Annotated in this window: 26 protein-coding genes; 8 read left to right on the forward strand and 18 right to left on the reverse strand. The window is 63.6% G+C overall.

Annotation, left to right across the window (positions count from 1 at the left end; genetic code table 11):
* Positions 1–106: 106 nt before the first annotated feature.
* Positions 107–940 carry a DUF4097 family beta strand repeat-containing protein gene (locus VGE08_RS11320; protein WP_331067990.1) on the forward strand — a complete coding sequence of 278 codons (834 nt, stop codon included), beginning with the start codon at positions 107–109 and terminating at the stop codon, positions 938–940.
* A gap of 1 nt (position 941) precedes the next feature.
* Here VGE08_RS11320 and VGE08_RS11325 read toward each other — a convergent pair whose 3' ends face one another.
* The 15 genes from VGE08_RS11325 to VGE08_RS11395 form a co-directional block, all read right to left on the reverse strand.
* Positions 942–1,814 (reverse strand): fructosamine kinase family protein, encoded by an 873-nt coding sequence (locus tag VGE08_RS11325; protein WP_331067991.1) that lies wholly within the window; start codon positions 1,812–1,814, stop codon positions 942–944.
* 9 nt (positions 1,815–1,823) lie between these two features.
* Positions 1,824–2,657 carry an orotidine-5'-phosphate decarboxylase gene (gene pyrF, locus VGE08_RS11330; protein ID WP_331067992.1) on the reverse strand — a complete coding sequence of 278 codons (834 nt, stop codon included), beginning with the start codon at positions 2,655–2,657 and terminating at the stop codon, positions 1,824–1,826.
* 53 nt (positions 2,658–2,710) lie between these two features.
* Complete coding sequence (locus VGE08_RS11335; protein WP_331067993.1) at positions 2,711–3,436, reverse strand: 2OG-Fe dioxygenase family protein; 726 nt, start codon at positions 3,434–3,436, stop codon at positions 2,711–2,713.
* Positions 3,437–3,536: 100 nt separating this feature from the next.
* On the reverse strand, positions 3,537–4,055 hold the full coding sequence (locus VGE08_RS11340; protein WP_331067994.1) for a tetratricopeptide repeat protein: 519 nt from the start codon (positions 4,053–4,055) through the stop codon (positions 3,537–3,539).
* Between the two features lie 196 nt (positions 4,056–4,251).
* Positions 4,252–4,701 carry a hypothetical protein gene (locus VGE08_RS11345; protein WP_331067995.1) on the reverse strand — a complete coding sequence of 150 codons (450 nt, stop codon included), beginning with the start codon at positions 4,699–4,701 and terminating at the stop codon, positions 4,252–4,254.
* A gap of 109 nt (positions 4,702–4,810) precedes the next feature.
* A complete protein-coding gene (locus VGE08_RS11350) occupies positions 4,811–5,722 on the reverse strand; it encodes a 5'-3' exonuclease (protein ID WP_331067996.1) in 912 nt (303 codons plus the stop codon).
* Entirely contained in the window at positions 5,719–6,273 is a 555-nt protein-coding gene (locus VGE08_RS11355) for an HNH endonuclease (protein WP_349258676.1), read from the reverse strand. Before VGE08_RS11355 ends, VGE08_RS11350 begins: the two co-directional genes overlap by 4 nt.
* A gap of 236 nt (positions 6,274–6,509) precedes the next feature.
* Positions 6,510–7,925 carry an efflux transporter outer membrane subunit gene (locus VGE08_RS11360; RefSeq protein WP_331067998.1) on the reverse strand — a complete coding sequence of 472 codons (1,416 nt, stop codon included), beginning with the start codon at positions 7,923–7,925 and terminating at the stop codon, positions 6,510–6,512.
* The gene (locus tag VGE08_RS11365; RefSeq protein ID WP_331067999.1) at positions 7,912–9,144 is read right to left on the reverse strand and encodes an efflux RND transporter periplasmic adaptor subunit; all 1,233 of its coding nucleotides are present in this window, start codon (positions 9,142–9,144) and stop codon (positions 7,912–7,914) included. The genes VGE08_RS11360 and VGE08_RS11365 overlap by 14 nt, the downstream gene beginning before the upstream one ends.
* The gene (locus VGE08_RS11370; protein ID WP_331068000.1) at positions 9,131–12,322 is read right to left on the reverse strand and encodes an efflux RND transporter permease subunit; all 3,192 of its coding nucleotides are present in this window, start codon (positions 12,320–12,322) and stop codon (positions 9,131–9,133) included. The genes VGE08_RS11365 and VGE08_RS11370 overlap by 14 nt, the downstream gene beginning before the upstream one ends.
* 86 nt (positions 12,323–12,408) lie before the next feature.
* A complete protein-coding gene (locus VGE08_RS11375) occupies positions 12,409–13,806 on the reverse strand; it encodes a HAMP domain-containing sensor histidine kinase (RefSeq protein WP_331068001.1) in 1,398 nt (465 codons plus the stop codon).
* The gene (locus VGE08_RS11380; protein ID WP_331068002.1) at positions 13,793–14,470 is read right to left on the reverse strand and encodes a response regulator transcription factor; all 678 of its coding nucleotides are present in this window, start codon (positions 14,468–14,470) and stop codon (positions 13,793–13,795) included. Before VGE08_RS11380 ends, VGE08_RS11375 begins: the two co-directional genes overlap by 14 nt.
* Positions 14,471–14,659: 189 nt before the next feature.
* Positions 14,660–16,093 carry an NAD(P)(+) transhydrogenase (Re/Si-specific) subunit beta gene (locus tag VGE08_RS11385; RefSeq protein WP_331068003.1) on the reverse strand — a complete coding sequence of 478 codons (1,434 nt, stop codon included), beginning with the start codon at positions 16,091–16,093 and terminating at the stop codon, positions 14,660–14,662.
* Between the two features lie 6 nt (positions 16,094–16,099).
* Complete coding sequence (locus VGE08_RS11390) at positions 16,100–16,429, reverse strand: NAD(P) transhydrogenase subunit alpha (RefSeq protein WP_331068004.1); 330 nt, start codon at positions 16,427–16,429, stop codon at positions 16,100–16,102.
* Between the two features lie 4 nt (positions 16,430–16,433).
* Positions 16,434–17,555 carry an NAD(P) transhydrogenase subunit alpha gene (locus VGE08_RS11395; protein ID WP_331068005.1) on the reverse strand — a complete coding sequence of 374 codons (1,122 nt, stop codon included), beginning with the start codon at positions 17,553–17,555 and terminating at the stop codon, positions 16,434–16,436.
* A 152-nt stretch (positions 17,556–17,707) separates the two neighbouring features.
* On the opposite strand from VGE08_RS11395, the gene VGE08_RS11400 reads away from it, so the two are divergent.
* The 6 genes from VGE08_RS11400 to VGE08_RS11425 are packed head-to-tail and all read left to right on the forward strand — an operon-like array spanning position 17,708 to position 23,078.
* Positions 17,708–18,415 carry a hypothetical protein gene (locus VGE08_RS11400; RefSeq protein WP_331068006.1) on the forward strand — a complete coding sequence of 236 codons (708 nt, stop codon included), beginning with the start codon at positions 17,708–17,710 and terminating at the stop codon, positions 18,413–18,415.
* A gap of 22 nt (positions 18,416–18,437) precedes the next feature.
* Complete coding sequence (locus VGE08_RS11405; protein ID WP_331068007.1) at positions 18,438–18,776, forward strand: hypothetical protein; 339 nt, start codon at positions 18,438–18,440, stop codon at positions 18,774–18,776.
* The gene (locus VGE08_RS11410; RefSeq protein ID WP_331068008.1) at positions 18,773–19,741 is read left to right on the forward strand and encodes a hypothetical protein; all 969 of its coding nucleotides are present in this window, start codon (positions 18,773–18,775) and stop codon (positions 19,739–19,741) included. The genes VGE08_RS11405 and VGE08_RS11410 overlap by 4 nt, the downstream gene beginning before the upstream one ends.
* Complete coding sequence (locus tag VGE08_RS11415; protein WP_331068009.1) at positions 19,650–20,321, forward strand: LolA-related protein; 672 nt, start codon at positions 19,650–19,652, stop codon at positions 20,319–20,321. The genes VGE08_RS11410 and VGE08_RS11415 overlap by 92 nt, the downstream gene beginning before the upstream one ends.
* Complete coding sequence (locus VGE08_RS11420; RefSeq protein WP_331068010.1) at positions 20,318–22,663, forward strand: MMPL family transporter; 2,346 nt, start codon at positions 20,318–20,320, stop codon at positions 22,661–22,663. Before VGE08_RS11415 ends, VGE08_RS11420 begins: the two co-directional genes overlap by 4 nt.
* The gene (locus VGE08_RS11425) at positions 22,653–23,078 is read left to right on the forward strand and encodes a hypothetical protein (protein WP_331068011.1); all 426 of its coding nucleotides are present in this window, start codon (positions 22,653–22,655) and stop codon (positions 23,076–23,078) included. The genes VGE08_RS11420 and VGE08_RS11425 overlap by 11 nt, the downstream gene beginning before the upstream one ends.
* Before the next feature lie 22 nt (positions 23,079–23,100).
* Here VGE08_RS11425 and VGE08_RS11430 read toward each other — a convergent pair whose 3' ends face one another.
* Genes VGE08_RS11430 through VGE08_RS11440 form a run of 3 tightly spaced genes read right to left on the reverse strand, consistent with a single transcriptional unit; the run spans position 23,101 to position 25,397 of the window.
* Positions 23,101–23,895, reverse strand: coding sequence for a beta-ketoacyl synthase chain length factor (locus VGE08_RS11430; RefSeq protein ID WP_331068012.1), 795 nt, complete (start codon positions 23,893–23,895; stop codon positions 23,101–23,103).
* On the reverse strand, positions 23,892–25,076 hold the full coding sequence (locus tag VGE08_RS11435; RefSeq protein ID WP_331068013.1) for a beta-ketoacyl-[acyl-carrier-protein] synthase family protein: 1,185 nt from the start codon (positions 25,074–25,076) through the stop codon (positions 23,892–23,894). Before VGE08_RS11435 ends, VGE08_RS11430 begins: the two co-directional genes overlap by 4 nt.
* 12 nt (positions 25,077–25,088) lie before the next feature.
* The gene (locus VGE08_RS11440; protein WP_331068014.1) at positions 25,089–25,397 is read right to left on the reverse strand and encodes a phosphopantetheine-binding protein; all 309 of its coding nucleotides are present in this window, start codon (positions 25,395–25,397) and stop codon (positions 25,089–25,091) included.
* A gap of 145 nt (positions 25,398–25,542) precedes the next feature.
* Here VGE08_RS11440 and VGE08_RS11445 point away from each other — a divergent pair, with 145 nt between their 5' ends.
* Positions 25,543–26,574 carry a hypothetical protein gene (locus VGE08_RS11445; protein ID WP_331068015.1) on the forward strand — a complete coding sequence of 344 codons (1,032 nt, stop codon included), beginning with the start codon at positions 25,543–25,545 and terminating at the stop codon, positions 26,572–26,574.
* Positions 26,575–26,579 lie beyond the last annotated feature (5 nt).

The following is a 26,579-nucleotide window of genomic DNA, read 5'->3' on the forward strand; positions in this document are numbered from 1 at the left end:
TCGCGGGGCCGTGGTGGCGGCTCCTGCGAGCACGCGCTACAGCCATCGCATGAAATGGCGCTCGCGGGTGTCTGGTTTTACTTATTCGTATAACAGGAAGTCGTTCATGAACAAGGTTGTGGCCCAGTGGTTGACTGGGGTCGTGCTGAGCGCAGTGGTGGCTGCGGCCGCGGCGGAAGATTGCAAGTTCAGCTCCGACCGGGCGGCCAATTTCCCCGGCCCCGTCAGGAAAGTGGTAATCAAAGCCGAGGCTGGCTCGCTCAAGGTGCATGGCGATACGGGCGCCGGTGTCAAAGCCACGGGCAAAGCCTGCGCCTCCTCCGAGCGCCTGCTGAGCAAGATCGCGCTGGAAAGCCGCCGCGAGAACGACACCATTTATTTGACAGTAGTGATCGGCGAAGGCATGCGCGACATGTTCAAGTTCGGCAAGTACAGCTCGCTGGACCTGGATATCACAGTACCGCGCACTGCCGAGCTGGATGTCACGGACACCAGCGGCGACGTGGAATTGAGCGACGTGGGCACCACGCGCATCGTAGACGGCTCGGGCGACCTGCTCCTGAAGAACATCAACGGCAGCCTGGCGATAGACGACAGCTCCGGCGAAATCCGCGTGATCAGCGTGGCCGGCATGGTGCAGGTCGAGGACAGCTCGGGCGGCATCGACATCGAGGACGTGCGTGGCGACGTGAAGATCATCAGCGACGGCTCCGGGGACATCGCCATCGCCAAGGTGACCGGCAATGCCGAAGTCCTCACCGACAGCTCGGGCGACATCACCATTCATGACGTGAAGCTCGACGTGCGCATCGGCAACGACAGCTCCGGTGACATCAACGTGTCGCAGGTCGGCGGCAATTTCACTGTCGTCAACGACAGCAGCGGCAACATCCTCTACGAGCGAGTCGCCGGCAGCGTGCGCATTCCGGCCAAGAGCTGAGTTACTTCAAGTCGGCGAGCAGGCGCTGGGTCATGGCCGCAGCCTGTCGCGCATAGCCGCCGCCGAACAGGTTGTAATGATTCAGCACATGATAGAGGTTGTAGAGATCGATTCGCGTTGGCGCGCCGGCGTCGAGCGGCCATGCCGCTCGATAGGCCGCATAAAACGGCGCACCGAAGCCGCCGAATAACCGGGTCATGGCCAGATCGGCCTCGCGGTCGCCGAAATAAACCGCCGGATCGAACAACACCGGTTGGCCGCTCGCATCCACGCCCCAGTTGCCGCCCCACAGATCGCCATGGAGCAGCGACGGCGAGGGACGATAGTCGGTGAAGAAACATCCCAGCTGCTCACACAGCCGCTCGCCGCTGTCGATGAGACTCGGCTCGGCGCCATTGTCGCGGGCGAGTAGCAGTTGCGGCCGCAAGCGCTGCTCGCGCAGAAATTCCACCCAGTGGTCAGTCAACCGATTCGCCTGCGGCGTCGAACCGATCGTGTTGTCGCGGTGCCAGCCGAATTTCTGTTGCGTGACTCGATGCTGAGCCGCGAGTTGCTCGCCCAATCTCGTTTCGCTGCTCGCAGAAGCGTCGCGCAGATCGATCCATCCAAGCACGAGGAACGCGCCCCCCTTCTCTTCGTGCACTGCCAGCACCTCGGGGACACGTACGCAGCGAGCGCGTGCCAGCTCGGCGAGTCCATCCGCTTCGGCCTGAAACATTTCCAGGCTGGCCGGGTCGCCGTGTTTGACGAACAGCGGACCCCGCGAGCTCTCGAATCGGGAACAAGCATTGATCGAGCCACCGGACACCCGTCGCTGCGAGTCCGCGGCGACTTCGCAACCCAACGTGCGACTCAGTGCTGCGGCAAGCGACATGACGGTCAGCTATAGAAGCTCGCGGGCCTGATCCTGCAAGCTACGGATGGTGGCGCGGATATCGGCAGCGCTGCCGCCGTTGGCCAGGATGGCTCTGGAAACATTCGGCAGCACACGGCCACGCGCCGACGGCATCCGCTCGAGCACATCCTGCATCGTCGCCCCCTGCGCGCCGACACCCGGCGCGAGAATGAAGGATTGAGGCAATGCATCCACTGTCTCGGCGGCATCATCGCAAGTCGCGCCGACCACCGCACCGATGTAGCCCAAGCCTTCTTCCTGCTTTCGATTGCGCAGCGTAATCTCTCGACACAAGTTTTGAGCGACGGTCTCGCCGTTCGCCATACGCGCAGTTTGCAGCTCACGCCCTTCCGGATTCGACGAGCGCACCACTACGAACACCCCACCCTCGGCGCGCGACGCAATGTCCAGAAACGGATCGAGCGCCGCGAGACCGAGATACACGTGCGTGGTGACCGCATCGACACGCAGCGTCGTGGTCGACGAGAAATAGCCTTCCGCATAGGCGGCGCCGGTGGTGTCGATATCGCCGCGCTTGCCATCGAGCAGCACCAGCACGTCGCGACTGCGCGCCAGCAAAGTCAGCTCTTCCACCGCTTTCATGCCGGCGCTGCCGAAGCGCTCGAAGAATGCCGACTGCGGCTTGAGCAGCGAGATACGAAATTCCGCCGCTTCCAGCACGCGCTTGCCGAACTCGAACGCGCCTTCCGGGGTGTTGGGCAGATTGCAGGATTTCAGCAATGCCGCGGACGGATCGATACCGACGCACAGCGGGCTGTGCTCGGAGATTTTCTGTTGCAACCGTGCGGCGAACGTGGACATGAGAGGCTACCTTTGGCGGCGACGCCTCATTGTACTGCAGCGTCGCCGGACATTCAGATGCCGGGTGCCTGGAAGCCGTGTTCGCGAAACGTCAGTACCAGCGTATCTCTCACACCGCCGGGACCATCGTTCTGGATCGGCGTGGTTTCATGAATGACCCTGGCGTCATCCAGCAGCAGTACCGACCAGGGCGCGCTCATGGTGAAGCGCACGCCGGAAATGCCTTCCGCCTCGAACACTCGCGTCTCGCCGCCGCGCACATTGAAGCGATTCGCCAGAATGACGGCGACGAAGTCGACTCCGTCACGATGCGCGCCCTCGGGTGTAGGCCGTCCGATGCCCTCGGCAGTGTCGATTCGAAACTGATGCGCTTCGATGTACCAGCGGGGCACGGACCTGGCGCGGGCCAGCAACTCGCCGATGCCGCCGAGCAGAAGCGTCCACACCGGGGCCTGCACGACCTCGGCTGTGATTGGCTCGAACCATCGCTCCATGCCGCCGTGGAGTGCGTTGTATTCGATGGGTTGCCAATGCGCGCGATGCGGCGTCATTTGCAAGGCGCCGCGCTCGTAGATGAAACAACTGTGGCGGCGGAACCGATAGCGGCCGCCATCGCGCAGGTAGGTATCGCGCGGCAGGTGATTCCAGGTGGGAGCCAGGCTGGCCAGATCGGCCAGTTGCAGCTGACATTGCTCCGCCAGCTCGGCGGGCTGTAACAGCACGCAGCCCGCATCACGCAGCGTCGCTGCTGCGTCCCCGTTCGATCTGCTCAGTTTCAAGTCGGACTCCCGTCGGCGGCGACCGGCCACCGACGGGCGAATTTTAGCGCGTTCCCGCTCCGGCCACCGGTACAGCTTGCGCGCTGTCCGGCCAGATCAATCAGCTCCTGTCGAGCTGATCCGCCTTGTCTTCGTCGGCCTTGGCCTCAGCCTTCTTGCCCATTTCCTTGTAGATGTCGGAACGGCGGTAGTAGCCGTCCGGCTCGTTGGGCTCCAGCTCGATGGCCTTGGTGGCATCGGCCAGCGCCGACTCGGGCTTCTCCATGGAGATATAGATGCGCGAACGATTCAGATAGCCGAAGGCGTCATTGGGCTCCAGCTCGATGTACTTGTTGGCATCGTCCAGCGCGGCGTCGAACTTGCCGGAAGAATCGCGAGCCCGCGAGCGCAGCATGTACAGCTCCGCACGCGTCGGCTCCGCTTCGATGGCCTTGCGCAGCAGCGATTCCGCTTCGCGAGGCTGGCCCTTCTGCAGCGCCCTCTGTGCCTGGGCCGCCATCTCGTCCACCGACTTGTTGTCCTGAGCTTGCGACGCCAACGGCGTAGCCATCAACCAGGCCGCAGCGAGCAGGCCGACAGCCATCCTTCCCAACCCGAAAAGAGAATTGAACGCAACCATGACGACCCCCTGACTGTGACGATGCCTGGTTACTTGACGAGTAGTTCTAGCTGATCCGCAACGGCTGCAAGCTCGCGACACGCGCGATTGCTGTCTTGCCGACGAGCGCCTGGACGCCGCCGCCGCCGGCGCGATGACGCCATCCGCAGACATTATGCGCTCGCGACAAGCGGCGCAGGAATATCCTTGTCACACCTCACCCACACCTTTCCGCGCGACGCTGCTCGTTGAGCTGCCGATGACGCGCTTTCAGACGCTCGCCTTCCTCGACGCCGTAACCAGCACGCATCTTGGTACGCACGTCACGCAATCTCTGGTCGAGCTTGGCGCACATGATTCGATGCGCATCCCGACCGGCGGCAGGCCCTGGCTTGATGCGCCGGCCTTTGGTTTGCTTGGCCGGCACGGCCGCTGGGGCCGGCCCGGAAGTGATCTCCAGCGGCGTGTAGACCGTGATGCGGCTGTCGTCGATTTCGTGAACAGACGCTGCCTCATCGCAGGGAACGTCGCTGTAAACGACCCCCTGCTCGCCAGCGCAGCGATAGACGGCAGTCTGTGCGCCGGACACGTCCGCGCGCATCAGCAGACTGATTCCAAGGACGATCAGGACGATCGGGCAGAGCACGGCTTTCTGGACGACTTGCATGAGTGGCTCCTGGCGTGGATGCCCAGGATGCGCCGGCGATAGCGCGCCGAAGTCGTCTGTTCGTGGGATTCAGCCGCGGTAATTGATCAACCGCGACAGCGAAAATTCGTTAGCTGAGCGCGGCGATACGCTCGGCCTGGTTGCGCAGCAGGCGGCCGAATCCGACGGTGTCATAGAACCTGTTGAGCTCGCCCAGGTCCGGCGGGCGCCGGCGCAGATGTCGCAGCTCCACATCGAGCGGCATATCGCAGGCTATTTCGGTGAGCTGCCGCGCCAGGAACGCGGACTCGCGATGGTCGCGCAGCTGGCCGCAGACGAAGCCGGCATTGCGCAGCTTGATCTTGAGCACGCGATCGAGGTCGTCATACAGATGAGTCAACGACTCGAAATGATGAAACAACGTCGAAGCCGTCTTGCGTCCGACACCGGGCACGCCCGGAATGTTGTCGACCGCGTCGCCCATCAGAGCAAGGAAACAGGCCATGCGCTCCGGGCGCACGCCGAAGCGATCGGCGATGCGCTCGTAACCGAAGCGCTTGTCGGCGAGATAGTCCCAGTATTCATCGCCCGGGCGAACCAGCTGCGACAGATCCTTGTCCCGCGTCAGCAGCACGACCTTGCGTCCTTCGGCCCGGGCACGCACGGTCAGCGAGCCGATGATGTCGTCCGCTTCGTACTCGCAGCTCACGAAGGAGGCGATGCCCAGCGCTTCGCACACCCGCTGGCATTGCAGGAACTGGCGCTTCAGCTCGTCCGGTGCCGGCTCGCGATTCGCCTTGTAGGCCGGATACAGCCGGTTGCGAAACGAGTTGACGCGCCCGGAATCGAACGCCACCGCGATATGCTCGGGCCGCACCTGCTCGATCAGGTCGCCGAGAAAGCGGCTGAAACCATGCAGCGCATTGACCGGGTTGCCGTCGCCATCGACCAGCGAGATGGGCACGGCATGCCAGGCACGGAACACGAACACCGATGCATCTACCAGATACAGCGGTTGCGAGACCACGGCAGCGGTACTCAACACTGCAATTTGAGTCGGGCGTGCAACGGGCTGGAGCGCGGAAAATGCGCCAGCAGATATTCCATCTGGTCGGCGAGCACGCGGCGGCCTTTGAGATAAATGTACTCGGCGTAGGTCGGCTTGAACGGCACGGCCAGCAGCTGCAGGCCGGCTTGTTCGGGCGTTTTCGACGCCTTCAGGTTGTTACAACGACGGCAAGCCGTCACCACGTTGGTCCACAGGTCCAGCCCGCCCTGGCTGAGCGGACGAATGTGATCCCGCGACAGCATGCTCGAGGGAAACCGCTGCCCGCAGTACAGGCACAGATGGGCATCGCGCTTGAACAACGTCTGGTTGTTCAAGGGCGGCGTGTAATCGTGCCGCAGATTCCCGGGATTGTGCGTATGGCCGACCGTGGCGATGATGGAATTCACCTCCACCACGGTCTGCATGCCGGTGCGCGCGTTGGTGCCGCCGAGCAGCCGGTAGAGCCGGGTCCCGCAGGTGTATGCCACCTGTTCCGTATGGTACAGGCGTACCGCGTCCCGGTAGTCAATCCACTCCAGGGGCATTCCTGAGACATCGGTCCTCAGGATCTCTTGGGTCAAGTTGTACAGCTGTGGTTGCACGACTCTGACACATCAAGTGGCACGATAAGAGGCACTACGCCTACGATACGCGACCCTTGTGTAAAGATTCAACGGGCCAAGTCTTTCAGCGGGAAAGACTTAACCAGGAGATGTTTCGCCGCCGCCACCCTCGCGAACGTCCGGCCAGCGCGACCGGCGACGCTAAGTGCCGGGCAGATCTATCCTTCCCAGCCGCCGCCCAGCGCCCGGATCAGCGCCACGCTGGCCCGTAATTGCCGTGTTTCCAGGTCCAGGGCATTGCGCTGCGCCGCCAGTGCAACGGTCTGGGACTGCACCACTTCCAGGTAGCTCACCGCGCCTTCGCGGTAGCGATTCATCGCGAAATCCAGCGAGCGCTGCGCCGACGTGACCGCCGAGCGCTCGGACTGTGCCGCGTTCCCGAAGTGATGCAGCAGCGCCAGGCTGTCCTCGACTTCCCGGAAAGCACCCAGGACCACGCCTTTATAAACGGCACCCGCTTCATCCAGCACGGCCCTCGCCTGCTCGACGCGCGCCTGGCGCCGGCCGGCATCGAACAATTCCAGCAGCAGGCTCGGGCCGATGGACCAGGCCGCGTTCGGCGCCGTCAGCCAGTCGCTGGAACGATTGCTCTCGAAGCCATACACGCCGTTCAGCATCACGGCCGGGAAACAAGCGGAGCGAGCCACGCCAACGCTGGCGTTCGCCGCAGCCGTGCGGCGCTGGGCCGCGGCGATGTCGGGTCGTCGTTGCAGTAAGTTGGTCGGAACGTCGCGTGGGATTTCGGGAAGTTGCAACGGGACCGAGCGCGGCGCCAGGGAGAACTGCGACGGCGATTCGCCCACAAGCACGGCGACCGCATGTTCCAGAGTGGCACGCTGCGCCTGGTTCTGCGCACTTTGCGATCGTGCTGTCTCCAGCTGGGTTTGGGCTCGCGCGACGTCGAGGCCGGAGACGATGCCTGCCTCGTGTCGTTCCCTGGTCAGCGCGAGCGCACGGTCGTAGGCAGCCACGGTGTCGGCGAGCAATGCGGCCTCACGATCCAACCCGTTGAGCGCGATGTAGTAGTCGGCCAGCTGAGCCTGCAGGCTCAAGCGCGCCGATTGCAGATCGGCAGCGACGGCACTCGCTCCGAGCCTGCCCGCACTCACGTCGTTGCGAACTCGTCCCCACAAATCGACTTCATAGGTCGCCTCGACGCCGGCGCCGTAGGCATTGTAATAACGCGGTGACGACTGACCGGCGGGCGGCCTGGTTTCCGACTGGCGCGCGCGAATGCCATCGGCGCGCAAGGCGAACGAAGGAAACAAACCGGAACGCAGCTGAGCGGCAAATGCCTGGGCTTGTTGATAGCGCGCCAACGCTGCTTGCAGGTCGGGGCTGTGTTCGACCAGCCGAGCCTGCAGGCGATTCAAGTCCTCATCACCGTAGGCATGCCACCACGCGTCGCGCGGCAGCCCGTCAGCTGGCACCGCTTGTGTCCAGGGCGCAGGCTCCTTGTAGGACTCGGCGAGCGGCACTTCCGGCAGCTCGAGCTTCGGTGCGAGCGAACATCCGCTCAGTGCGAGCGCCAGTCCCAGCGCAAGCGCGGTTCGTCGCGGTTCAACCGGATGCATTGTTGCCCTGTTTGGCCGCAGGAGATGACGCATCCGCTTCCTTGACCGTGGGCTCGAGCACACGCACGGCGCTGCCGGCGATCAATCCGTCCGGCGGCGTGGAAATGACACGATCGCTGGCTTCCAGGCCGCTGGCCACCTCGATGAAGGCGCCATGATCGCGCGCGATGGTGATGGGCTTCATGATCACGCGATCGTCGGCGTCGACCGTGGCCACGCGCAGCCCGGACTGATCGAAGATCAGCGCACTGGCGGGCACTCGCAGCGCTGGTACGCCACCGGCCAGCTCGAAGCTGACACTGGCGTAGCCGCCAGGGAGCAGCTCGCGCGATTCGTTATCGACATTGAGCTGCATCAGGGTCGTACCGGTAGCGACATTCACCGCGCCTGCCGCAGCCACCACCTTCGCGGAATATTCCTTTCCTGGCCGATCGGGTACCCGGATGGTCGCCGTTGCATCCGTGTTGAGCCGGCTCGCGTATGCCTGCGGCACATTCACATACACGCGCAGCCGGCGCGTATCGGAAACAACGAACAACTCGCGACCCGACCCGCCGCCCGGGTTGATCAGCTCGCCGATATCCGTATTGCGTGCGGTGACGACTCCATCGAACGGCGCAACGATGCGCGTGAACCCTTTCATCGTGCGCAAGCGCTCGACGTTGGCGCGCGCGGCTTTGACCAATGCTTCCTTGGCCGCCAGGTCGCCCACCTTCTCTTCCACTTCCTGCTTGGACACGGAGTCGCGGCCCAGCATGGACTGCCAGCGTTTGGCCGTGCTGGCCGCCAGCGCGGCATTCGCTTCAGCGCTGGCGAGATCCGCTTCGGCTTGCAACAACTGCTGCTCGATATCCGGCGCCTCGATCTCGGCCAGCAGCTGGCCCGCCTTCACCGGCGACCCGATATCGACCTTCCAGGTTTTCAGATAACCCGCCACGCGAGCATTCAAGGGCGCGCGCGCGAATGCCTCCAACCGGCCAGGCAGCTCCAGGCGGGCCGCTGCGTGGTCGCTGCTCGGCATGACCACCGCCACCGTGGCAATCGCCTGTTCCTCGGTCCACTCGCTGACCCGACGATGATCGTTGACGCGTATTCCGATCCCGGACACGACGAGGACGCTGGCAATGACGGCAATGACGATGCCGACACGGCGCAAGGTGCCCTGAGAATCATTGAGCGAATCATTGGGCGAATCAGTGGGCGAATCAGTGGACGCCATGAGGCTCTCCAGCCAGCAACGGGGATTGCGTGACTTTGCGGGCATGGTGACGGTGCACGATGCTGAAAACGACAGGAACGAAGATGAGTGTGGCCACGGTGGCGAAGATCAGCCCGCCGATCACGGCGCGGCCCAATGGCGCGTTCTGCTCGCCGCCATCGCCGAGCCCCAGCGCCATCGGCGCCATGCCGATGATCATGGCCAGGGCCGTCATCAACACAGGACGGAAACGTACGAAGCCGGCGTCGATGGCGGCAGCAACCGGATCGGCCAGCTGTTCCAACCGCTCGCGCGCGAAACTCACGACGAGCACGCTGTTGGCGGTGGCCACACCCATGCACATGATGGCGCCCGTCAGCGCGGGGACCGACAGAGTCGTGAACGTAGTGAACAACATCCACACGATGCCCGCCAGCGCCGCGGGCAGCGCGCTGATGATGACCAACGGATCGCTCCACGATTGGAAGTTCACGACCACCAGCAGATAGATCAGCACGATCGCGCCGATCAAACCGAAGATCAGGCCGGTGAAGGAGCTGTCCATGGTGCTCGCCTGGCCCAGCAGTGCTACCGACGAGCCTCGCGGCAGATCCTTGGCATGCGCGTCGACGATCTCGCGGATGCGCGTGGCCACCGAGCCCAGATCAGCGTCCTGTGTGGTGGCGTAGATCTGCACCATCGGTTGAATGTTGTATTGAGAAATCACAGCACTCGTTGTGGTGCGCTTGAGGTCGGCGATGCCGCCGAGCAGATGCGAGGATCGCGAGCTCGCCCCCGTGATCGGCAGCGTCTCCAGCGAGCTCAGCTCGTCCATCTTGTACTGCGGCGTCTGCATCACGATGGGATATTGGATGTTGGTCTTCGGGTTCAGCCAGAAGGTCGGCGCGACCTGCACCGACCCGGCGAGATTGACGACCATGCTGTTGGTGACATCGCGCTCGGTGAGCCCGGCGAACTGCGCGCGTGTGCGGTCGACATCGACATCGAACGATGGCAAGCCACGCGCCTGCTGAATGCGCGCATCGGCAATCCCCGGAATGCGCTCGATGTCCGCGAGCAGCGCTTCGGCATAAGCGAAATTCGCGGCGATATTGTTACCCCGAACCTGCAGGTTGATGGGCGCGGGCGAGCCGAAGTTCAGGATCTGGCTGACGATGTCGGCCGGCGTGAATGCGAACGTGGTGCCGGGGAACCGTTTCGGCAGCTGTTCACGCAACTTGCGAACGTAGTCCGCCGTCGGCGCATGCTCTGCCTCCAACGTGATCTGAATATCACCATCCGCCGGACCGATGGTGCCGGTGTTGTTATAGGTCATGTTGATGCTGGAGAACGGCATGCCGACGTTGTCGACGAGCAGCGCCAGCTCTCGCGGCGGAATCACCTGGCGAATCACATCCTGGATGCGCGCTGATAGATTCGCTGTCTCCTCCACGCGCGTGCCGGGCTGCGCCCGGAAGTGAATCATGATCTGGCCGGCATCCACCGACGGGAAGAAGTTGCGCCCCAGGAACGGCACGAGCAGGAACGAGGCCAGCACGAACAACATGAAACCAGTCACGAAGCCGCGCCGGTGCCCCATCACGCCGGTCAGCAGCTCCTTATAGCGACCTCGGAGCCGCTCGAACTTCCCGGCGAAGGTACGCTGAAATCTCGCCAGCGGATTCGACGATGCTGTCTCGGCAGCAGTACCAGGCGAATGCGGCCGTAGCAGATACATCGCCATCGTCGGCACCAGCGTGCGAGACAGAATGAACGAGCACACCATGGCGTAGATCACGGCCAGCGCCATGGGCACGAACAGGAACCGCGCCACGCCTTCGAGGAAGAACATCGGCACGAACACGATACAGATACACAGCAAGGACACGAACGCCGGCGTGACGATCTGTGCCGCGCCGTCGAGGATGGAGGTGTGCACATCCTTGCCGTGCTCCAGGTGCCAGTTGATGTTCTCGATGGTCACGGTGGCGTCGTCGACCAGGATGCCCACCGCCAGCGCCAGTCCGCCCAGGGTCATGATGTTCAGCGTCTGGCCGGTCAGGGACAGCAGGAACACCGAGCCGAGCACCGCCAGCGGAATCGAGGTCGCAATGATGACGGTCGAGCGCCAGCTGCCCAGGAACAGCAGGATCATCAGGCTGGTCAGCACCGCGGCGATCACGCCCTCGGCCACCACGCCGGTGATGGCGCTGCGTACAAAAATGGATTGATCGCCGATGGCCTTGATCTGCAGCGTCTCCGGCAGCTGATCCTTGATCTGCTCGGCCTTCTTTTTCACGCCGTCGATGACGCTCAGCGTCGAGGCGGCGCCATTCTTCAGCACGGTGAGCAGCACCGAGCGATTGCCAGCGACATGCACGATATTGGTCTGCGGCGCATTACCGTCGCGCACATGCGCGACATCGCGCAAATAAACCATCGCGCCATCGACCACGCGGATCGGCAAGCGGCCCAGATCTTCGATGGCCGACGGGCTGGTATTCAGATTGATGACGTATTCGAAGCCTCCGATCTTCTGCGTGCCCACCGGCGTGATCAGGTTCTGCGCCGCCAGCGCGTTGGCCACATCCGTGCCCGACAAGCCTCGCGCCTGCAGCGCCGTGGGGTCCAGATCGATCTGGATCTGACGATTCTTGCCGCCGAACGGATACGGCACGGCGGCACCGGGCACCGTCACCAGCTGGGTGCGAATGAAATTGAGGCCGAGGTCGCTCAGCTCCTGCTCGGTCATGCCTGCGCCGGACAGCGCCAGCTGCAGGATGCCCACCGTCGAGGCGTTGTAGTTGAGGATCATGGGCGGATTCACGCCCGGCGGCATCTGCCGCAGCATCGTTTGCGCGACCGCCGTCACCTGCGCATTGGCGGTGTTGATATCGGCGCCGGGCTGGAAGAACACCTTGATGACGCCGAAGCCGGTATACGAGTGCGCTTCGATGTGCTCGATGTCGTTGACCGTCGTAGTCAGCACGCGCTGGAAGGCGGTGGTGATGCGGCCGGACATGCCCTCCGGCGGCAGGCCGGCGTACTGCCAGACCACGCTGATCACCGGAATGCGGATGTTGGGAAAGATATCGGTAGGCGTGCGCAGGATGGCGAGCACGCCGAAGATCAGGATGAGCAACGCCAGCACCACGAAGGTATACGGGCGGCGCAGGGCGATTTTGACGATACCGAGCATGCGGGCGAGCGGGTCCTGGAACGACCATTATCGGTCGCCCGCGCGGCCGCAACAGCACCGAATCAGATGAAAGCTTTTTTAGTAATTCAAGCCGGCGGATGCAGCGGCCCGTCCACCGGACCGGTCAGCAGGGAAAACCACGCGCCGCCGGCCGGATTGTCGACGATCTGCAGCTTGAATCCGTGCAGCTTGACGATGGCGGCCACAATGGACAGGCCCAGTCCCGAGCCCGACACGTCCTTGCTGCTGCAGGTACCGCGATAGAACCGCTGCAAGACCGCCTCCCGCTCCGAGCTGCGGATGCCGGGACCGCTGTCGATCACATCGACACGCACGCCCTCGGCAGCGTCGTGACCCAAACGTAACTCGATGCTGCCGCCGGCCGGCGTGAACTTGATGGCGTTGTCGACGATGTTGGAGATGGCCTCCAGCAGCAGATGCGGGTCGCCACGCACCATCGGAATATGCGGCGCGATGTCGAACGAGAAGCTGATGTGCTTGTCTTCGGCCAGCGGCGTGTAGATCTCGCGAACGTGATCGATCGTGTTCACCAGGTTTACGGCCGTGAAGCCGGCGCGGCGATGCATGTCTTCCAGGTCGGAGATTCGCAGCAACGCACGGAAGCGGTCCAACAGCAAGTCCACATCGACGATCGCCTGGCCGATCATCGCACCATGCGCGTTGTCATTGCCGGCTTCACGATGCATGCGATGCAGTTGCGAGCGCAGGCGAGTCAGCGGCGTGCGCAAGTCATGCGCGATGCTGTCGCAGACCCCTTTGACCTCGCTCATCAGCCGCTCGATCTCGTCCAGCATCGAATTGACGATGCCAGCCAGCATGTCGAGCTCGTCGCGACGCGTGGACACGGGCAAGCGTTGATGCAAGTCGCCACGCATGATGGGTTGCGCAGCTGACTCCAGCGCGCTGATACGTCGCAGTGGACCCCGCGCGAGCCACAGGCCGCCGATGAGGCCGGGAATGATGGTGAGCGTCAGCCCCAGAATGAGCGATCGATAGATGATGGTGTTGACTTGATCCATCACGCTGGTCCGGCGTGCGAGAATCAACACTTCACCCGTCGGCAGCTTGTTCGCCAGGCCACGCGCACGAATCGGCTCGTTCACGCCTTCCCTATGAATGCCGCCCGGTACGAGATGCACTACGCCGTCGAGCGAAACACCGTCCGGAATGCGGTCGATATTGCCGGTGATCTGCTCGCCGCGCTGATCGAACAGTCCGTACATCATCATGCCGGTGAGATCGAGCGCCTCGCTCTGCCGCATGGCTTCGGGCAGACGTTCGCGCTCGATGTGCGTCAGATAGTGCATGCGCTGGTGCAGCAGCCCGTCGACGACACTGGAGAGATAGCGCATCGTGTCGTACTGCACCCAGCCGATCAGCAGCACGCTCCAGACGACGAACAAAGCACCATACACAGGCAGCAGCCGGACGGTGCTGACGCGTGACAGCTCAGCGAGCTTCAAGCACGTACCCTACTCCGCGCACTGTATGGATGAGCGGTTCCCGCTCCGGCGGATCGAGCTTGCGGCGCAGCCGGCCAATGTGCACTTCGATGACATTGGTGCCCGGGTCGAAGTGATAACCCCACACCGCTTCGAAGATCATGGTTCGCGTCAGCACGCGGCCGCTGTGACGCATGAGAAATTCGAGCAGCCGAAATTCGGTGGGCAGCAGATCGAGCAAGGTGCCGCCGCGGCGCGCGGTGCGGTCGATCAGATCGATCTCCAGGTCTCCCACTCGCAAGACCATGGGACGCGACGCATTGGCATTCCGGCGCAGCAACACTTCGACGCGCGCCGCCATTTCATCCGGATTGAACGGCTTGGTGAGATAGTCATCCCCGCCCGCACGCAACCCGCGCACCCGTTCGTCCGCATCCGACAGCGCGCTGATCATGAGCACCGGCGTCTGCACACCGGACTCACGCAGGCGAGTGACGAGCGTCAATCCATCCAGGCCCGGCAGCATGCGATCGAGGGTGATGGCGTCATAAAATCCCCCGCGAGCACGCTCCAACCCGGTGTTGCCGTCCCCCACCCATTCGGTATCCAGCCCGTACCGCTGCAACTCGGCACAAATTTCATCGGCGGTCACGCGGTCGTCTTCGATGATGAGTACTTTAGCCACGGGCCCCAGCCATTCCGCACGAGACCGCCAGCCTACCGCCCCCATCCCCCGGGCGGCAATTAACGTTGTTTAAGAATGCTGCGGCGGGTGCGCGGTGCCGGGAGGACCTACCCGGTACATCCTTCGCGCCGATCGAAGCCACTCTCAGCGACCTGGCACGACCGGCCAACGTGCCAACAAAACCGCCTCTTAGTGCCCCCCGCCCTCGAGCGACTTCACCGCCTGGATCATCGCCACCATCACCTTCTGTGCGTCGCCGTAGACCAGGTTGCAGTTGTCGGCGAAGAACAGCTCGTTCTCCACGCCCGAGTACCCTTTGCCCTGGCCTCGCTTGATGACGTAGACCTGCTTGGCCTGATCGACGTTGAGGATGGGCATGCCGTAGATCGGGCTCGACTTGTTGGTGCGTGCCGCCGGGTTCACCGTGTCGTTGGCACCGATGACGACGGCCACATCCGCTTCCTTGAACTCGGCATTGATGTCTTCCAGGTCGTAGATCATGTCGTAAGGCACGCCCGCCTCGGCGAGCAGCACGTTCATGTGGCCCGGCATGCGACCCGCCACCGGATGAATGGCGAACTTCACTTCCACGCCCGCATCCGTCAGCAGCTTCACGAATTCATACAACTTGTGCTGAGCCTGCGCCACCGCCAGGCCATACCCCGGCGCGATGATGACTTTCGACGCGTATCGCATGTTGATGGCCGCATCGCCCGCTTCAGCCGGCTTCTGCGAACCCTTGATCTCGCCCTGCTGCTCCCCGCCCGCAGCGCCGAAGTTGCTGAAGATCACATTCGATACGCTGCGATTCATGGCCTTGGCCATCAGCAACGTGAGCAGCGTGCCCGCCGAGCCCACTACCATGCCCGCGATCATCAGCGCCGGGTTCTGCAGCACGTAACCTTCGAAGCCCACCGCGAGACCCGTGAACGCGTTGTACAGCGAGATCACCACCGGCATGTCCGCGCCGCCGATGGGCATCGTCATCAGCACACCGAAAATCAGCGCGCCGATGAAAAATGCCGCCACCACCGCCGGCGCCGCGTGCCCGTGCGCCACGAACACGATGTAGATGCCAATGCCGAGCGTGGCAAGAAACACGATGCCGTTGAAGATCTGCTGACCCGACATGCGCCACACACCATTGATGCGGCCATCGAGCTTGGCCCACGCAATCAACGAACCTGACAGCGAGACCGAACCAATCAACGCGCCAGCGATCGCCAGCACCAGCGGAATCGTCTGGTGTACGGCATTGGTTCTCAGCAGTTCAACCGCCGCAATGGCAGCCGCCGCGCCACCGCCCATGCCGTTGTACAACGCCACCATCTGCGGCATCGCCGTCATCGCGACTCGCTTGCCGCTCCACCATGCCCATGCCGTGCCTAGCACCAGCGCGGTGAACGCGAGCGCAAGGTTCGTGCCCAGGTGTGGCAGCGCAGCCTCGTTGACGCCGAAGTAGTACAGGAAGCTCGCGAGCACCGCGACCAGCATGCCCGCACCGGCGACCACGATGCCGGAGCGCGCCGTCACCGGCGACGACATGCGCTTCAAACCATAGATGAACAGAAACGCCGCGGCGAAATAGCTGGCGTCGATGATGAATTGCGGAGTGAGGTTCATGGGCGGTTATGCCTTCTTCTGCTCGCCGGCAGGCTGCTTCTTGTCGCTGGGCTTGAACATTTCCAGCATGCGTTCGGTCACGACGTAACCGCCGGCCGCGTTGCCCGCGCCGAGCAACACACCGGCGAAGCCGATGACTTGCTCCACGGTCGAAGTCGCGTTGAGCAACGCATACATCGCACCGACCACCACGATGCCGTGCACGAAGTTCGAGCCCGACATCAGCGGCGTGTGCAGAATGGCCGGCACCCGGCCGATGATCTCGTAGCCGGTGAAGGCGGCGAGCATGAAGATGTACAGGGCCACGAAGCCCGTCAGCGTGGTAGCGAGGTCCATAGGTTCACCCGACAACTTTTTGTGCAGCTTCGTTGACGATCTTGCCGTCGTGCGTGAGCGCGGTTTTGGCGATGATTTCGTCGCTCCAATCCAGCTGTATCTGTTTGTCCTTCAGGAACAGCTCGATCAGATTGAACTGGTTCTTGGCATACAGCTCGCTGGCGTGCTCGCCGAGCATGCTGGGCACGTTGAGCGGCCCGACGATGGTCACCTGGCCGACCTGCACCGTCTCGCCCGGCTGCGTGTACTCGCAGTTGCCGCCGCCTTCGGCAGCCAGGTCGACGATCACGCTGCCGGCTTTCATGCCATCGACCTGCGCCTTGCTGATGAGCTTGGGCGAAGGCCGGCCGGGAATGGCCGCGGTGGTGATGATGATGTCGGCTTGTTGAATGTGCTTGGTCACCACGCTGGCGATCTTGTCTTTTTCTTCCTGGGTGAGCTCGCGCGCGTAACCGCCAGCGCCGCGCGCATCCACGCCCGTGTCGACGAATTTAGCACCCAGCGACTCGGCTTGTTCCTTCGTTTCCGGGCGCACGTCATAACCTTCCGTCATGGCGCCGAGACGGCGGGCGGTCGCCAGCGCCTGCAACCCCGCGACGCCCAATCCCATCACCAACGTGCGCGCCGGGCGGATCGAACCGACCGCAGTCGTCATCATTGGCAGGATGCGCGCCAGATTCGTCGCGCCCAGCAAAACGGCGTAATAACCAGCGAGCGTAGCCTGGCTCGACAGCGCGTCCATGGCCTGGGCGCGACTGATTCGAGGCACCAGCTCCATCGCAAACGTTGTAATGCGACGGTCACGCAGCAGCCTGGTGAGCTCGATCTCCTTGTGGGCATAAACGAAGCAGATCAGGATGCTGCCGGGCTTCATCGCGTTCACGACGGCCGCATCCGGCGGCTGCACGCTCACGACCACGTCGGCATCGCGCACCAGCTCCAGCGGATCGGCAGTGAATGCGACGTTCTTGAACGCCGTATCGGGCAATTTCACCGCCAGCCCGGCGCCGGTCTGGATGTGAATCTCGGCACCCAGCTTGATCAGCTTGTCGGACACCGCCGGGACCATGGCCACGCGCTTCTCGTTGGGCCGCGTCTCTTTCAGAACCGCTATTTTCACCGGCATGCCGCCTGAACCTCCCCCAATCCATCATCGCCCGCAAGACATCGTCACGAAGATCCGCGGCAGCGTCATACCCCGCGAACAAAAATTCGCGCCATTGTGGATGCCTTGTTCGCGCTCGGCAACACGCGCATGCTTTACAGCCGATGTCCGCCATGACCCGCTACAAGGCCGCCTTGGCGCTCGCTTACCCGTTGGCCGCTCACTTCGCCGTCATTCACAACAGCGTGACCCTGATCGCGGTCGCGCTGGGCTTGCTGATCGTCGTGCCGATGCTGCCGGCGCTGGGCCGAGGCAGCCGCGCGGCATGGCTGGTACTGCCGCCGGTCGGCGCCGGGCTGTGGTGGCTGTCACGCTCTACGCACGCCACCTTGCCTCTGTATATCGCTCCGGTGCTGGTCCCCGGGTTCATGGCCGGCGTGTTCGGCAGCACGCTGACCGCAGGGCAGATGCCGCTGATCGAGCGCCTCATCCGCATCATGTTGGAAGCGGCGCCGGAAGGTGCAACCGATCCGGAGCCGGAGCCCGCGGTGCGGGACTATGCGCGCAAGTTGACCGTTGCCTGGACGGTGTTCTTCGTCTCGCTGGCCACTGTCAACCTGGCGCTCGGCCTGCTCGCCGAACCGGGCGGGCTCTTGCTGAGCAACGGCATGACGCCGCCGCTGACCGTACCTCAGGAATGGTGGTCGCTGTTCGCCAACATGATCGGCTATTTGCTGGTCGCGGCCTTCTTTCTGATTGAGTACGCTTACCGCCGCCAGCGCTTCCCGCGCCAGCCCTATCGAAACATGCTGGATTTTTTTCTACGAGTGCTCGCGGCCATGCCGCGCCTGGTCGGCAGCGCGGCCGGTTCTCGCCGCTGAATGACTCCCGCCGCTGAATGACATGAGTCCCGCCGTCCACGCCGCCGTTCTGCGCGTCACCGCGAATCATCCCGCGTTGCCGGGCCACTTTCCGGGCCAGCCCATCGTGCCCGGCGTGGTGCTGCTCGACTGTGTCCTCCAGGAAGCCGAGCGCTGGCTACAACGCCCGCTGAACGTCACCGGGCTCGCCAACGCCAAATTCACCGCGCCGTTGCTGCCCGATCAGGCGGCGGACCTGCAACTGAAACTCGAAGCGCAGGACTTGCGCTTCCATTTGAGCCGCGACGGCGCAGCCATCGCGCAAGGCCAGTTCCGACTCGCAGGCCAGGATACCGGTCGCGATGGAGTCGTGACGGCGTGACACAACAATGGCTCGAACGCCCCGAAGGCGGCTCGGCATTCGGGTATCGATTGATGAGCTCGTTCGCCCTGCTGTGCGGGCGCACGGCCGCGCGCCTGGTGCTGTTCCCCATCACCGCGTTTTTTCTGATGCGCCGAGGTCCGGAGCGACGCGCGGCACGCGCTTACCTGACGCTGGTCCTGAACCGCAGAGTCACGCTGCTCGATGTCGCCAGGCAGTTCTACACGTTCGCCGCCGTCATCCTGGATCGCGTGTTCCTGTTGTCCGAAAGCTTTAAACGGTTCCGGATCAAAGTGTTCGGCCTGGATGGGCTGCGCACGCAATGGGCCAGGCAGCAAGGAGTGCTCGTCTTCGGCTCGCACCTGGGCAGTTTCGATGCGTTGCGTGTCCTGGGCGAGATCAGGCAGGACGTGAAAGTGCGAGTGGTGCTGGACACCGAACAGAATCCCGAGCTGACGCGCGTCCTGAACACGCTCAATCCGGACCTGGCGCGCTCCATCATCAATGCGCGCCAGGACGGCACGATCACCACGCTTGCCATCAAGGAAGCGCTCGATGAAGGCGCGCTGGTCACATTGCTGGTCGATCGCGCGCGGCCGGGCAATCAGCTCACCACCGTCGATTTCCTGGGCAAGCCCGCACCCTTTCCGACCGGACCGTGGCAGATCGCCGCAGCCCTCAAGGTGCCGGTGGTGCTGTGTTTCGGCCTGTACCGGGGCGGCAATCGTTACGAGCTGCACTTCGAAGTGTTTGCAGAAACGCTGCAGGTGGAACGCGCCAACCGCGAGGCGGGTCTCAATGCCATCATTCAACGTTATGCCGACCGGCTGGCTCACTACACTCGCGGCGCCCCGTACAATTGGTTCAATTTCTATGACTTCTGGCACGTCAATTCGCCGCCTGCTGCTGACGGCACTGCTCGCACTGATGCTCGGCGCGCCGGTGTGGAGCGCCAGTCCGAATGATGCCGGTGCGAACGACCGGGACACGGAGGCATTGATCGCGCGGCTGGCCAGGCCAGCGCCGGCCACGATCTCCTTCACCGAAGTCCGCTTTTCCAAACTGCTGCGTGCTCCGCTGATCGTTTCCGGCGACCTCGGCTATGCCGGGCCGGAAAGCCTCGACCGGCGCGTCACCACGCCCTATCGCGAGCACACCGCAATTCGCGGCGAATCGGTGAAGGTCGAGAGAGAAGGCGAAAAGCCGCGCAGCTTCGCTTTGAAACATGCTCCCGAGTTGCGCGGACTCCTGTCGGGATTCTCCGCCATGCTCTCGGGGGACGTCGCATCGCTGCGAAAGACGTTTGACGTGCAACTGAGCGGTGACGATGAATCATGGTTGCTCGAGCTCACGCCCACGGATACCAAAGCTCGTCGCCGCTTGCAGCGGATCGAAGTCAGCGGGCGTCAGGGCGAGCCTCGCTGTTTCTCCATGACCACGACCGATGGCGCCACGAGCGTGCTGTTGCTGGGCGATACGGCACGCGAGCCCGTGGCAGCGGACGTCACTCTGGTCGCCTTGCAGCGGCGCTGTAGCGGATCATGAAGCTGACGCGCCGGGCGCTGCTGATCCTGTTCGTCTGGGTCGTGCTGCTGGCCGGCCTGACCTGGTTCGTGCAACGGCAATTGCAGATCGGCACGGACCTGCGTTTGTTTCTTCCCAGCCCGAGGACCGCCGAGCAACGGCTATTGATGGAAGAGATCGGCGAGGGGCCTGCTTCGCGCGTCATGGTGATTGCGCTCGAAGGCGCGTCACCGGAAGAGCTCGCTGACGCATCTCGCGTATTGGTCGAGAGCCTGCAGTCGAGCCCGACGTTTCGCCTCGTGACCAACGGCGAGGTGTCGCTGGACAGCGTCCCCGACGAGCTGCTGGCCTACCGATATCTGCTGTCGCCCACCTTGGACGAGCGGCCGCTCGACGCGAAATATCTGCATGCCGAGTTGCAGGAGCGCGCGCGAGATCTGGCTTCACCGGCGGGCGCATTCCTCGAACCTTGGCTGCCTCGCGACCCGACGCTCGAACTGCTCGAAGTGCTGCAGCGCTGGCAGCCGATGCAGGAACCGAATCGGCTGTTCGACGTTTGGTTCGACCGTGCGGGTGAGCGTGCGCTGCTGCTGGCTCAAACTCGTGCCGCTGCGTTCGATCCGGATCAACAACGTCTCGCCGTCAACGAACTGAACGCCGCAGCCGAGCGACTGGCCCGCGAGAACGACATCAAGATGACGTTCAGCGGCGCCGGAAAATTCTCGGTGCTGATGGAGCAGCGCACGCGCGGCGAAGCGCAGCAGTTGGGTACCGCTGCGACCGTCGGGATGATCGTGCTGTTACTCATTGCCTATCGGCGCATCGGCAGTGTGGTGCTGAGCGCCTTGCCACTGGCAAGCGCTGGTTTGGCAGGACTTGCGGCTGTGAGCGCGTTCTTCGGCGAGGTTCATGGCATCACGCTCGCATTTGGCTTCACGCTGATCGGCGTGGCGCAGGACTATCCCCTTCACTTGCTCAGCCATCGACAAGCGGCTCGCGCGCCTGTCGACGTCGCACGCGATCTGTGGCCCACGCTCGCAACGGGCGTGGCCAGCACCTGCATCGCCTATCTCACATTCTTGTTCTCAGGCGTCAACGGACTGGCTCAACTCGCGTGCTTCACCGTCGCCGGCCTGGCGGTTGCGGGCCTGACGACACGCTATGCGTTGCCCGCGCTGATGAGTCCCGAAGGCCGCGATTTCGGTGGGTCGGTATGGCTCGACAAGGCGTGGCGCAGGATCGAACGCCTGCCGCGGCCGCTCTGGACGGGCGCTGTCGCCGTCATCCTTGCATTCATCGCCATCTGGCTGGCACCGCAGCCGATGTGGGAAAGCGATTTGAGCAAGCTCACGCCCGTGCCCAACGAGTTGCTCGTTCAAGATCAGTCACTACGCTCGGAACTGGGAGCGCCCGACGTTCGCTATCTGCTAGTCGTCACGGCGGCGGACGCGGAATATGCGCTGACGCGTCTCGAAGCGTTGGATGAGCCGTTGCAAGCGCTGGTCTCCGAGGGAGCCATCACCGGTTATGACCATGCCGCCCGGTATGTGCCAAGCGCGGAGAAACAACGCCAGCGACAGGCTCGCCTACCTGAGCCAGCAACGCTCCGCGCCGACCTGGCAGCGGCAGTGCAGGACACGCCGTTCCGTGCCGACGTGTTCGAACCGTTCTTCGAAGACGTGGAGAAGGCGCGGCGCTTGCGGCTGCTGACGGTCGAGAAATTGCGCGATTCACCGTTGGGCGTCAGCGTGGAAATGTTACTGACCCAGCATGGCGACGATCAACGCGGCGCAGGACGCACGACGGCCCTGGTAACGTTCAGCGGCGTCAGCGACGTCGCGGCTCTCGAACGATTCGCCAGCACTGCCGGCCAAGACGTGACGCTGCTGGACACCAAGGGTGCCTCCGAAAGCCTGGTGACCCAACAGCGAATCAAGATTCTTTGGAGCCTCGCCGCGGCCGCCGTGTTGCTCGCGGCGGTCGTGACATTTTCTCTACGTCGCGCATCGCGCGTGCGTCGCGTGCTGGCACCGATGGCGCTCACGACGCTGCTCATCGTCGCCATCCTTCAGGTCGCCGGGATATCGATGACCTTGTTTCATCTGGTTGCGCTGATCCTGGCTGCCGGGCTGGGCCTGGACTACGCGCTGTTCTTCGAACACGCGGCCAGCGATCCGATGGATCAGCGGCGCACCCTGCACGCCGTGCTGGTGTGCTCGGCATCGACGCTGATGGTCTTTGCACTGCTGGCGACATCCAGCTTGCCGGTGCTGCGAGCCATCGGATTGACGGTATCGCTCGGCGTCATTTTCAATTTCGTGCTCGCCTTGCTCCTGACTCGGCCGCCAAAAAATGTCACGTGAAACGATTGCCGCGCTGATCCCGCACCAGGGCGACATGTGTTTGTGGGAACACATCGTCGAATGGGATGACGCGCGAATCGTCCTGGAAACGCACAGCCATCGCTCGCTCGACAATCCGTTGCGCGCGAACGGCAAGCTGCGCGCCGTGCATTTATGTGAGTACGGCGCTCAAGCGATGGCAGTCCATGGAGCGTTGAAGGCAGCACCGGAACGTGCGCCGCCCGGCATGCTGGTGTCACTGCGCTCGGTAACGTTTACCCGCGACTATATCGACGATCTCACCGACGCACTGCGCGTCGAAGCCGTATGCCTGCAGGCCGGAGACTCCAGCCAGCAATACAGCTTCAAGATCACGCATGCGGGCGAAACGATCACGGAGGGGCGCGCCGCGGCGCTGCTCGAGCTGCCCGAGTAAGAGCGGCGCTGCGGCTGTCTTGTCAGTTCACTTCTACATTCAAGGCGGTCTGCCGGCTCAAGGCAAGGCAGAGCGTGCGAGGTTGGGACATCGCCAGCACCTCGAAAAACGGCAGGCACGGCGCGAGCGCATTCTCTGCGACCAGCGGGGCCGCAGCCGAGCGCGCCGGCGTGGGGTGACACTCCGCGACAGGCTCGGTGGTGAGAATCAGGCTGCGATGCTGCTGCGCCTGACCTGCTGGCGCCAACACGACCGCGGCACCGAGCAGACCGCGACTCGGCGCCATGGTCGCAAGCACGCCCCTGGACTCGCTGTCGAAAGCGACATAGAGCACCGGACGCTGCGCGCAAACCGCTTGAGCGGCCGCCTCGATCAAGCCCGCGCCGAAGGTGTATTTGTGCGCGCTGATCGAGGTGTATGGCGCGAGGCTGCCAGTACCGATGCTCCAGTAACCCGCCGCCGCGTTGTGAACCGAATTGTGAAACTTGGTCGGCGAAATCAACGTCGGTGTCGTGGCCAGCGTCGAGCACACGTAATCGCTGATCGCGACATCGCCATGGGTCGAGGCGAACACCGACGGCAGATCGGAAGGATTTCGTCCGGCCGCCTCGCAGGCGCGAGCAGCCGCCTCCAGCGCAAGGGTAACAGTATCCGGCGCGCGCCGGCGCTCATTGGGCGCGAGCAACGCTGGCGCCGGGCGAGCGCTCGGCGCATCCGGTGCAGTCCGCTCACCTCGCATGACCGCTCGTGCCAGCTCCCAACCGGGCAAGCGCGATGCCCAGAAGGCCACGCCTTCGATCGCGACCCGCAGCGTCATCGATCTCTCCCGAACACCAGCACACAATTGCTGCCGCCGAAACCAAACGAAAAGCTCAGCGCGTGGCTGGCCTTGCGCTGCACGTTGTCGCGCTGGATCTGCGGACCACAGGCGGCATCGGGCACCTGCAGATTCAACGTGCCGGGCAGCAGCTGATGCTCGAGCGCGAGCAAACAAATAGCGGCCTCGATGATGCCGGCGGCGCCGAGCGTGTGTCCGGTCCAGCCCTTGGTCGAGCTGGCGCAAGTGGTCGCCGGAAACAGCTCGGCGACGAGCTTTGCTTCCACATCGTCGTTCTTCTGGCTCGCGGTGCCGTGCAAATTGATGTAGTCGATATCCTCGGGCTTCAGCTCGGCGCGTTGCAACGCGTCGCTCAACGCGAGCCGCGCTCCGAGCCCTTCGGGATGCGGCGTCGACATGTGATGCGCGTCGCTGGATTCGCCGTATCCGAGCAACCATGCACCCTGCTGTGATTGTTTCTCCAGCAGCGCGAAACCGGCCGCTTCGCCGAGATTGATGCCGCGACGTCCGACATCGAACGGACGGCACGGTTCCGGCGACACGAGCTCGAGCGAGTTGAACCCGAACAACACGCTACCGCACAGCGTATCCACGCCGCCTACGACGGCCGCATCCGCCAACCCGGTGCGAATCAAACGTTCCGCCTGCGCGAACACCTTGGCGCTGGACGAGCACGCGGTCCCGACTGTCATGCTGATGCCAGTGAGGCCGAGCGCGTTTTGTACGAAATCGCCGAGTGAATGGGGCGTGTGAATGATGGGCCGGCGCAGATCCGCGGGACACTGGCCATCGGCGTCCAATCGCGTGTACGCCTCTTCGCTGGCGCCGATGCTGGATGTCGACGTACCGACGATGACCGCAACGCGCCCGGCACCGTACCGCTCGCGCGCGGCCCGCACTGCTTCGATGAATTCGTCCGCGACCAGGCCGCGCCAGGCGAGACGGTTGTTACGACAGTCCCAATTAGCCAGCTCCGCCGGCAGCGCCCGCTCTTCCAGACCCGGGACCCGCCCGATCCACGTGGCGATGGGCGCCGGCCCGAAATCGTTCCTGGTGAGGCCGCTGCGGCGTTCGCGGAGAGCCGCGAGCGTCGCCGCTTGCCCGTCCCCGGCCGCAGAGCACAGTGAGTACGCGGTGATTCTCAGTGGCCCGAACTGCATTACTTCGCTTGATCAACGCACGCGGTGCTTCTCGATATGCGCCGCCAGCGAACGCAGCGAGCTGAAGATGCGCACATTGTTCTCGTCGTCCGAGCGCAGCTGAAAGCCATAGCGCTTGGAGATCTCCAGCGCCAGCTCCAGGGCGTCGATGGAATCCAGCGCCAGGCCGGTCCTGAACAGCGGCGCCCGCGGATCGATGTCGCCGGGCGCCACCGCCTCCAGGTTCAGCGCGGTGACGATGAGCTCGGCAAGCTCGCGCTCAGCGGGTGACTGGCTGGCGGACTGATCGAGGGACTGTTCGGTGGATTGGGGTGCTGACATGAACGAATCGGACCTGTGCCGAAGGCTGGACTTAGGACGCTGGAGCGGCGAACTACAGGGCACGAAGTGTATCATCCGGCTCGCGCGGGCCAGCCAATGCCTCGCACGTTTCCACCCAACTCAAATGCAGTACTCCGACGACGTAATGCGTAGCAGTCCCGGCGAGCAGCCAATTCAGCCACTCCCCGCCACACTGCGCGTTGGCTACCACGCCACCGAGGGCACAAATTTCCATCCGGCCGGTGTACTGGCCACCCTGCGCTTCGGAACCCAGCCTGGCAAAAATACCAGTATCGCGCCGGCCACGGGTTTGACCATCGACGTCGGCCTGGCGCCACTGCATACGACGCACCAGGGCGCCAACCGGGCGGAATTGTGGTTTGCGACCGGACCGGTCCAGACCGGTCAATGGTCGGATGCCGCCGCGGTTCAGCCGTGCGTGGTTCGTTATGCGCACGACGGCAATCATCTGTTCGCCTGCATCGAGCTGGATGAACGCGAACATGGTGGAATTCTGCTGACAGCCGAGCACGCATATGCCGCCGTGCGCCGCTTTCAGCAGCAGTCGGCCTTTCCCTATCTGCTGCGCATGTGGAATTACATGGATGCAATCAACGAAGGAGCCGGCGACCTCGAGCGTTATCGTCAGTTCTGTGTAGGACGCGGGCGCGGACTGGTCGAAGTGCCGCGGACTCATCCATCGGCGACCGCGATCGGCCGCCAGCAACCGGACCACGTTCTGCAAGTCTTCTGGCTGGCGGGCAATGTGCCTGGCCAGTCGCTGGAGAATCCCCGACAGGTTAGCGCTTATCACTACCCGCGTATTCACGGGCCGGTGAGTCCGACCTTTGCACGCGCCCTGATCGCACCGGACCGGACGCTGCTGATTTCAGGGACCGCCAGCATCGTCGGTCACGTGTCTCAACATCACGACGATGCAATGGCGCAGTTGGAGGAAACGGTGCGCAACCTGGGATCGTTTGCTCCGCATGTCAGCCGAAACCGCAGCGCTTCGAGCAAGGACCTGCTCAAGGTCTATGTACGCGATCCGCAGCTTGCGCCGCGCGTAGCCGATCGGCTGCATCAGCTTTATCCAGGTAGCGATATCCTGTTGCTCGCCGCGGATATCTGCAGGCGCGAGTTGCTGGTGGAAATCGAGGCCGTGCTGGCCAGTTGAAGAGT

The organism is Steroidobacter sp., from assembly GCF_036406195.1.
Taxonomy (GTDB): Bacteria; Pseudomonadota; Gammaproteobacteria; order Steroidobacterales; family Steroidobacteraceae; genus Steroidobacter.

Coding starts and splice junctions, on each gene's coding strand:
- VGE08_RS11320 (WP_331067990.1), top strand. CDS start 107: ATGAACAAGGTTGTGGCCCAGTGGTTGACTGGGGTCGTGCTGAGCGCA.
- VGE08_RS11325 (WP_331067991.1), bottom strand. CDS start 1,814: ATGTCGCTTGCCGCAGCACTGAGTCGCACGTTGGGTTGCGAAGTCGCC.
- pyrF (WP_331067992.1), bottom strand. CDS start 2,657: ATGTCCACGTTCGCCGCACGGTTGCAACAGAAAATCTCCGAGCACAGC.
- VGE08_RS11340 (WP_331067994.1), bottom strand. CDS start 4,055: ATGGTTGCGTTCAATTCTCTTTTCGGGTTGGGAAGGATGGCTGTCGGC.
- VGE08_RS11345 (WP_331067995.1), bottom strand. CDS start 4,701: ATGCAAGTCGTCCAGAAAGCCGTGCTCTGCCCGATCGTCCTGATCGTC.
- VGE08_RS11355 (WP_349258676.1), bottom strand. CDS start 6,273: ATGCCCCTGGAGTGGATTGACTACCGGGACGCGGTACGCCTGTACCAT.
- VGE08_RS11360 (WP_331067998.1), bottom strand. CDS start 7,925: ATGCATCCGGTTGAACCGCGACGAACCGCGCTTGCGCTGGGACTGGCG.
- VGE08_RS11365 (WP_331067999.1), bottom strand. CDS start 9,144: ATGGCGTCCACTGATTCGCCCACTGATTCGCCCAATGATTCGCTCAAT.
- VGE08_RS11370 (WP_331068000.1), bottom strand. CDS start 12,322: ATGCTCGGTATCGTCAAAATCGCCCTGCGCCGCCCGTATACCTTCGTG.
- VGE08_RS11385 (WP_331068003.1), bottom strand. CDS start 16,093: ATGAACCTCACTCCGCAATTCATCATCGACGCCAGCTATTTCGCCGCG.
- VGE08_RS11390 (WP_331068004.1), bottom strand. CDS start 16,429: ATGGACCTCGCTACCACGCTGACGGGCTTCGTGGCCCTGTACATCTTC.
- VGE08_RS11395 (WP_331068005.1), bottom strand. CDS start 17,555: ATGCCGGTGAAAATAGCGGTTCTGAAAGAGACGCGGCCCAACGAGAAG.
- VGE08_RS11400 (WP_331068006.1), top strand. CDS start 17,708: ATGACCCGCTACAAGGCCGCCTTGGCGCTCGCTTACCCGTTGGCCGCT.
- VGE08_RS11405 (WP_331068007.1), top strand. CDS start 18,438: ATGAGTCCCGCCGTCCACGCCGCCGTTCTGCGCGTCACCGCGAATCAT.
- VGE08_RS11415 (WP_331068009.1), top strand. CDS start 19,650: ATGACTTCTGGCACGTCAATTCGCCGCCTGCTGCTGACGGCACTGCTC.
- VGE08_RS11420 (WP_331068010.1), top strand. CDS start 20,318: ATGAAGCTGACGCGCCGGGCGCTGCTGATCCTGTTCGTCTGGGTCGTG.
- VGE08_RS11425 (WP_331068011.1), top strand. CDS start 22,653: ATGTCACGTGAAACGATTGCCGCGCTGATCCCGCACCAGGGCGACATG.
- VGE08_RS11430 (WP_331068012.1), bottom strand. CDS start 23,895: ATGACGCTGCGGGTCGCGATCGAAGGCGTGGCCTTCTGGGCATCGCGC.
- VGE08_RS11435 (WP_331068013.1), bottom strand. CDS start 25,076: ATGCAGTTCGGGCCACTGAGAATCACCGCGTACTCACTGTGCTCTGCG.
- VGE08_RS11440 (WP_331068014.1), bottom strand. CDS start 25,397: ATGTCAGCACCCCAATCCACCGAACAGTCCCTCGATCAGTCCGCCAGC.
- VGE08_RS11445 (WP_331068015.1), top strand. CDS start 25,543: ATGCGTAGCAGTCCCGGCGAGCAGCCAATTCAGCCACTCCCCGCCACA.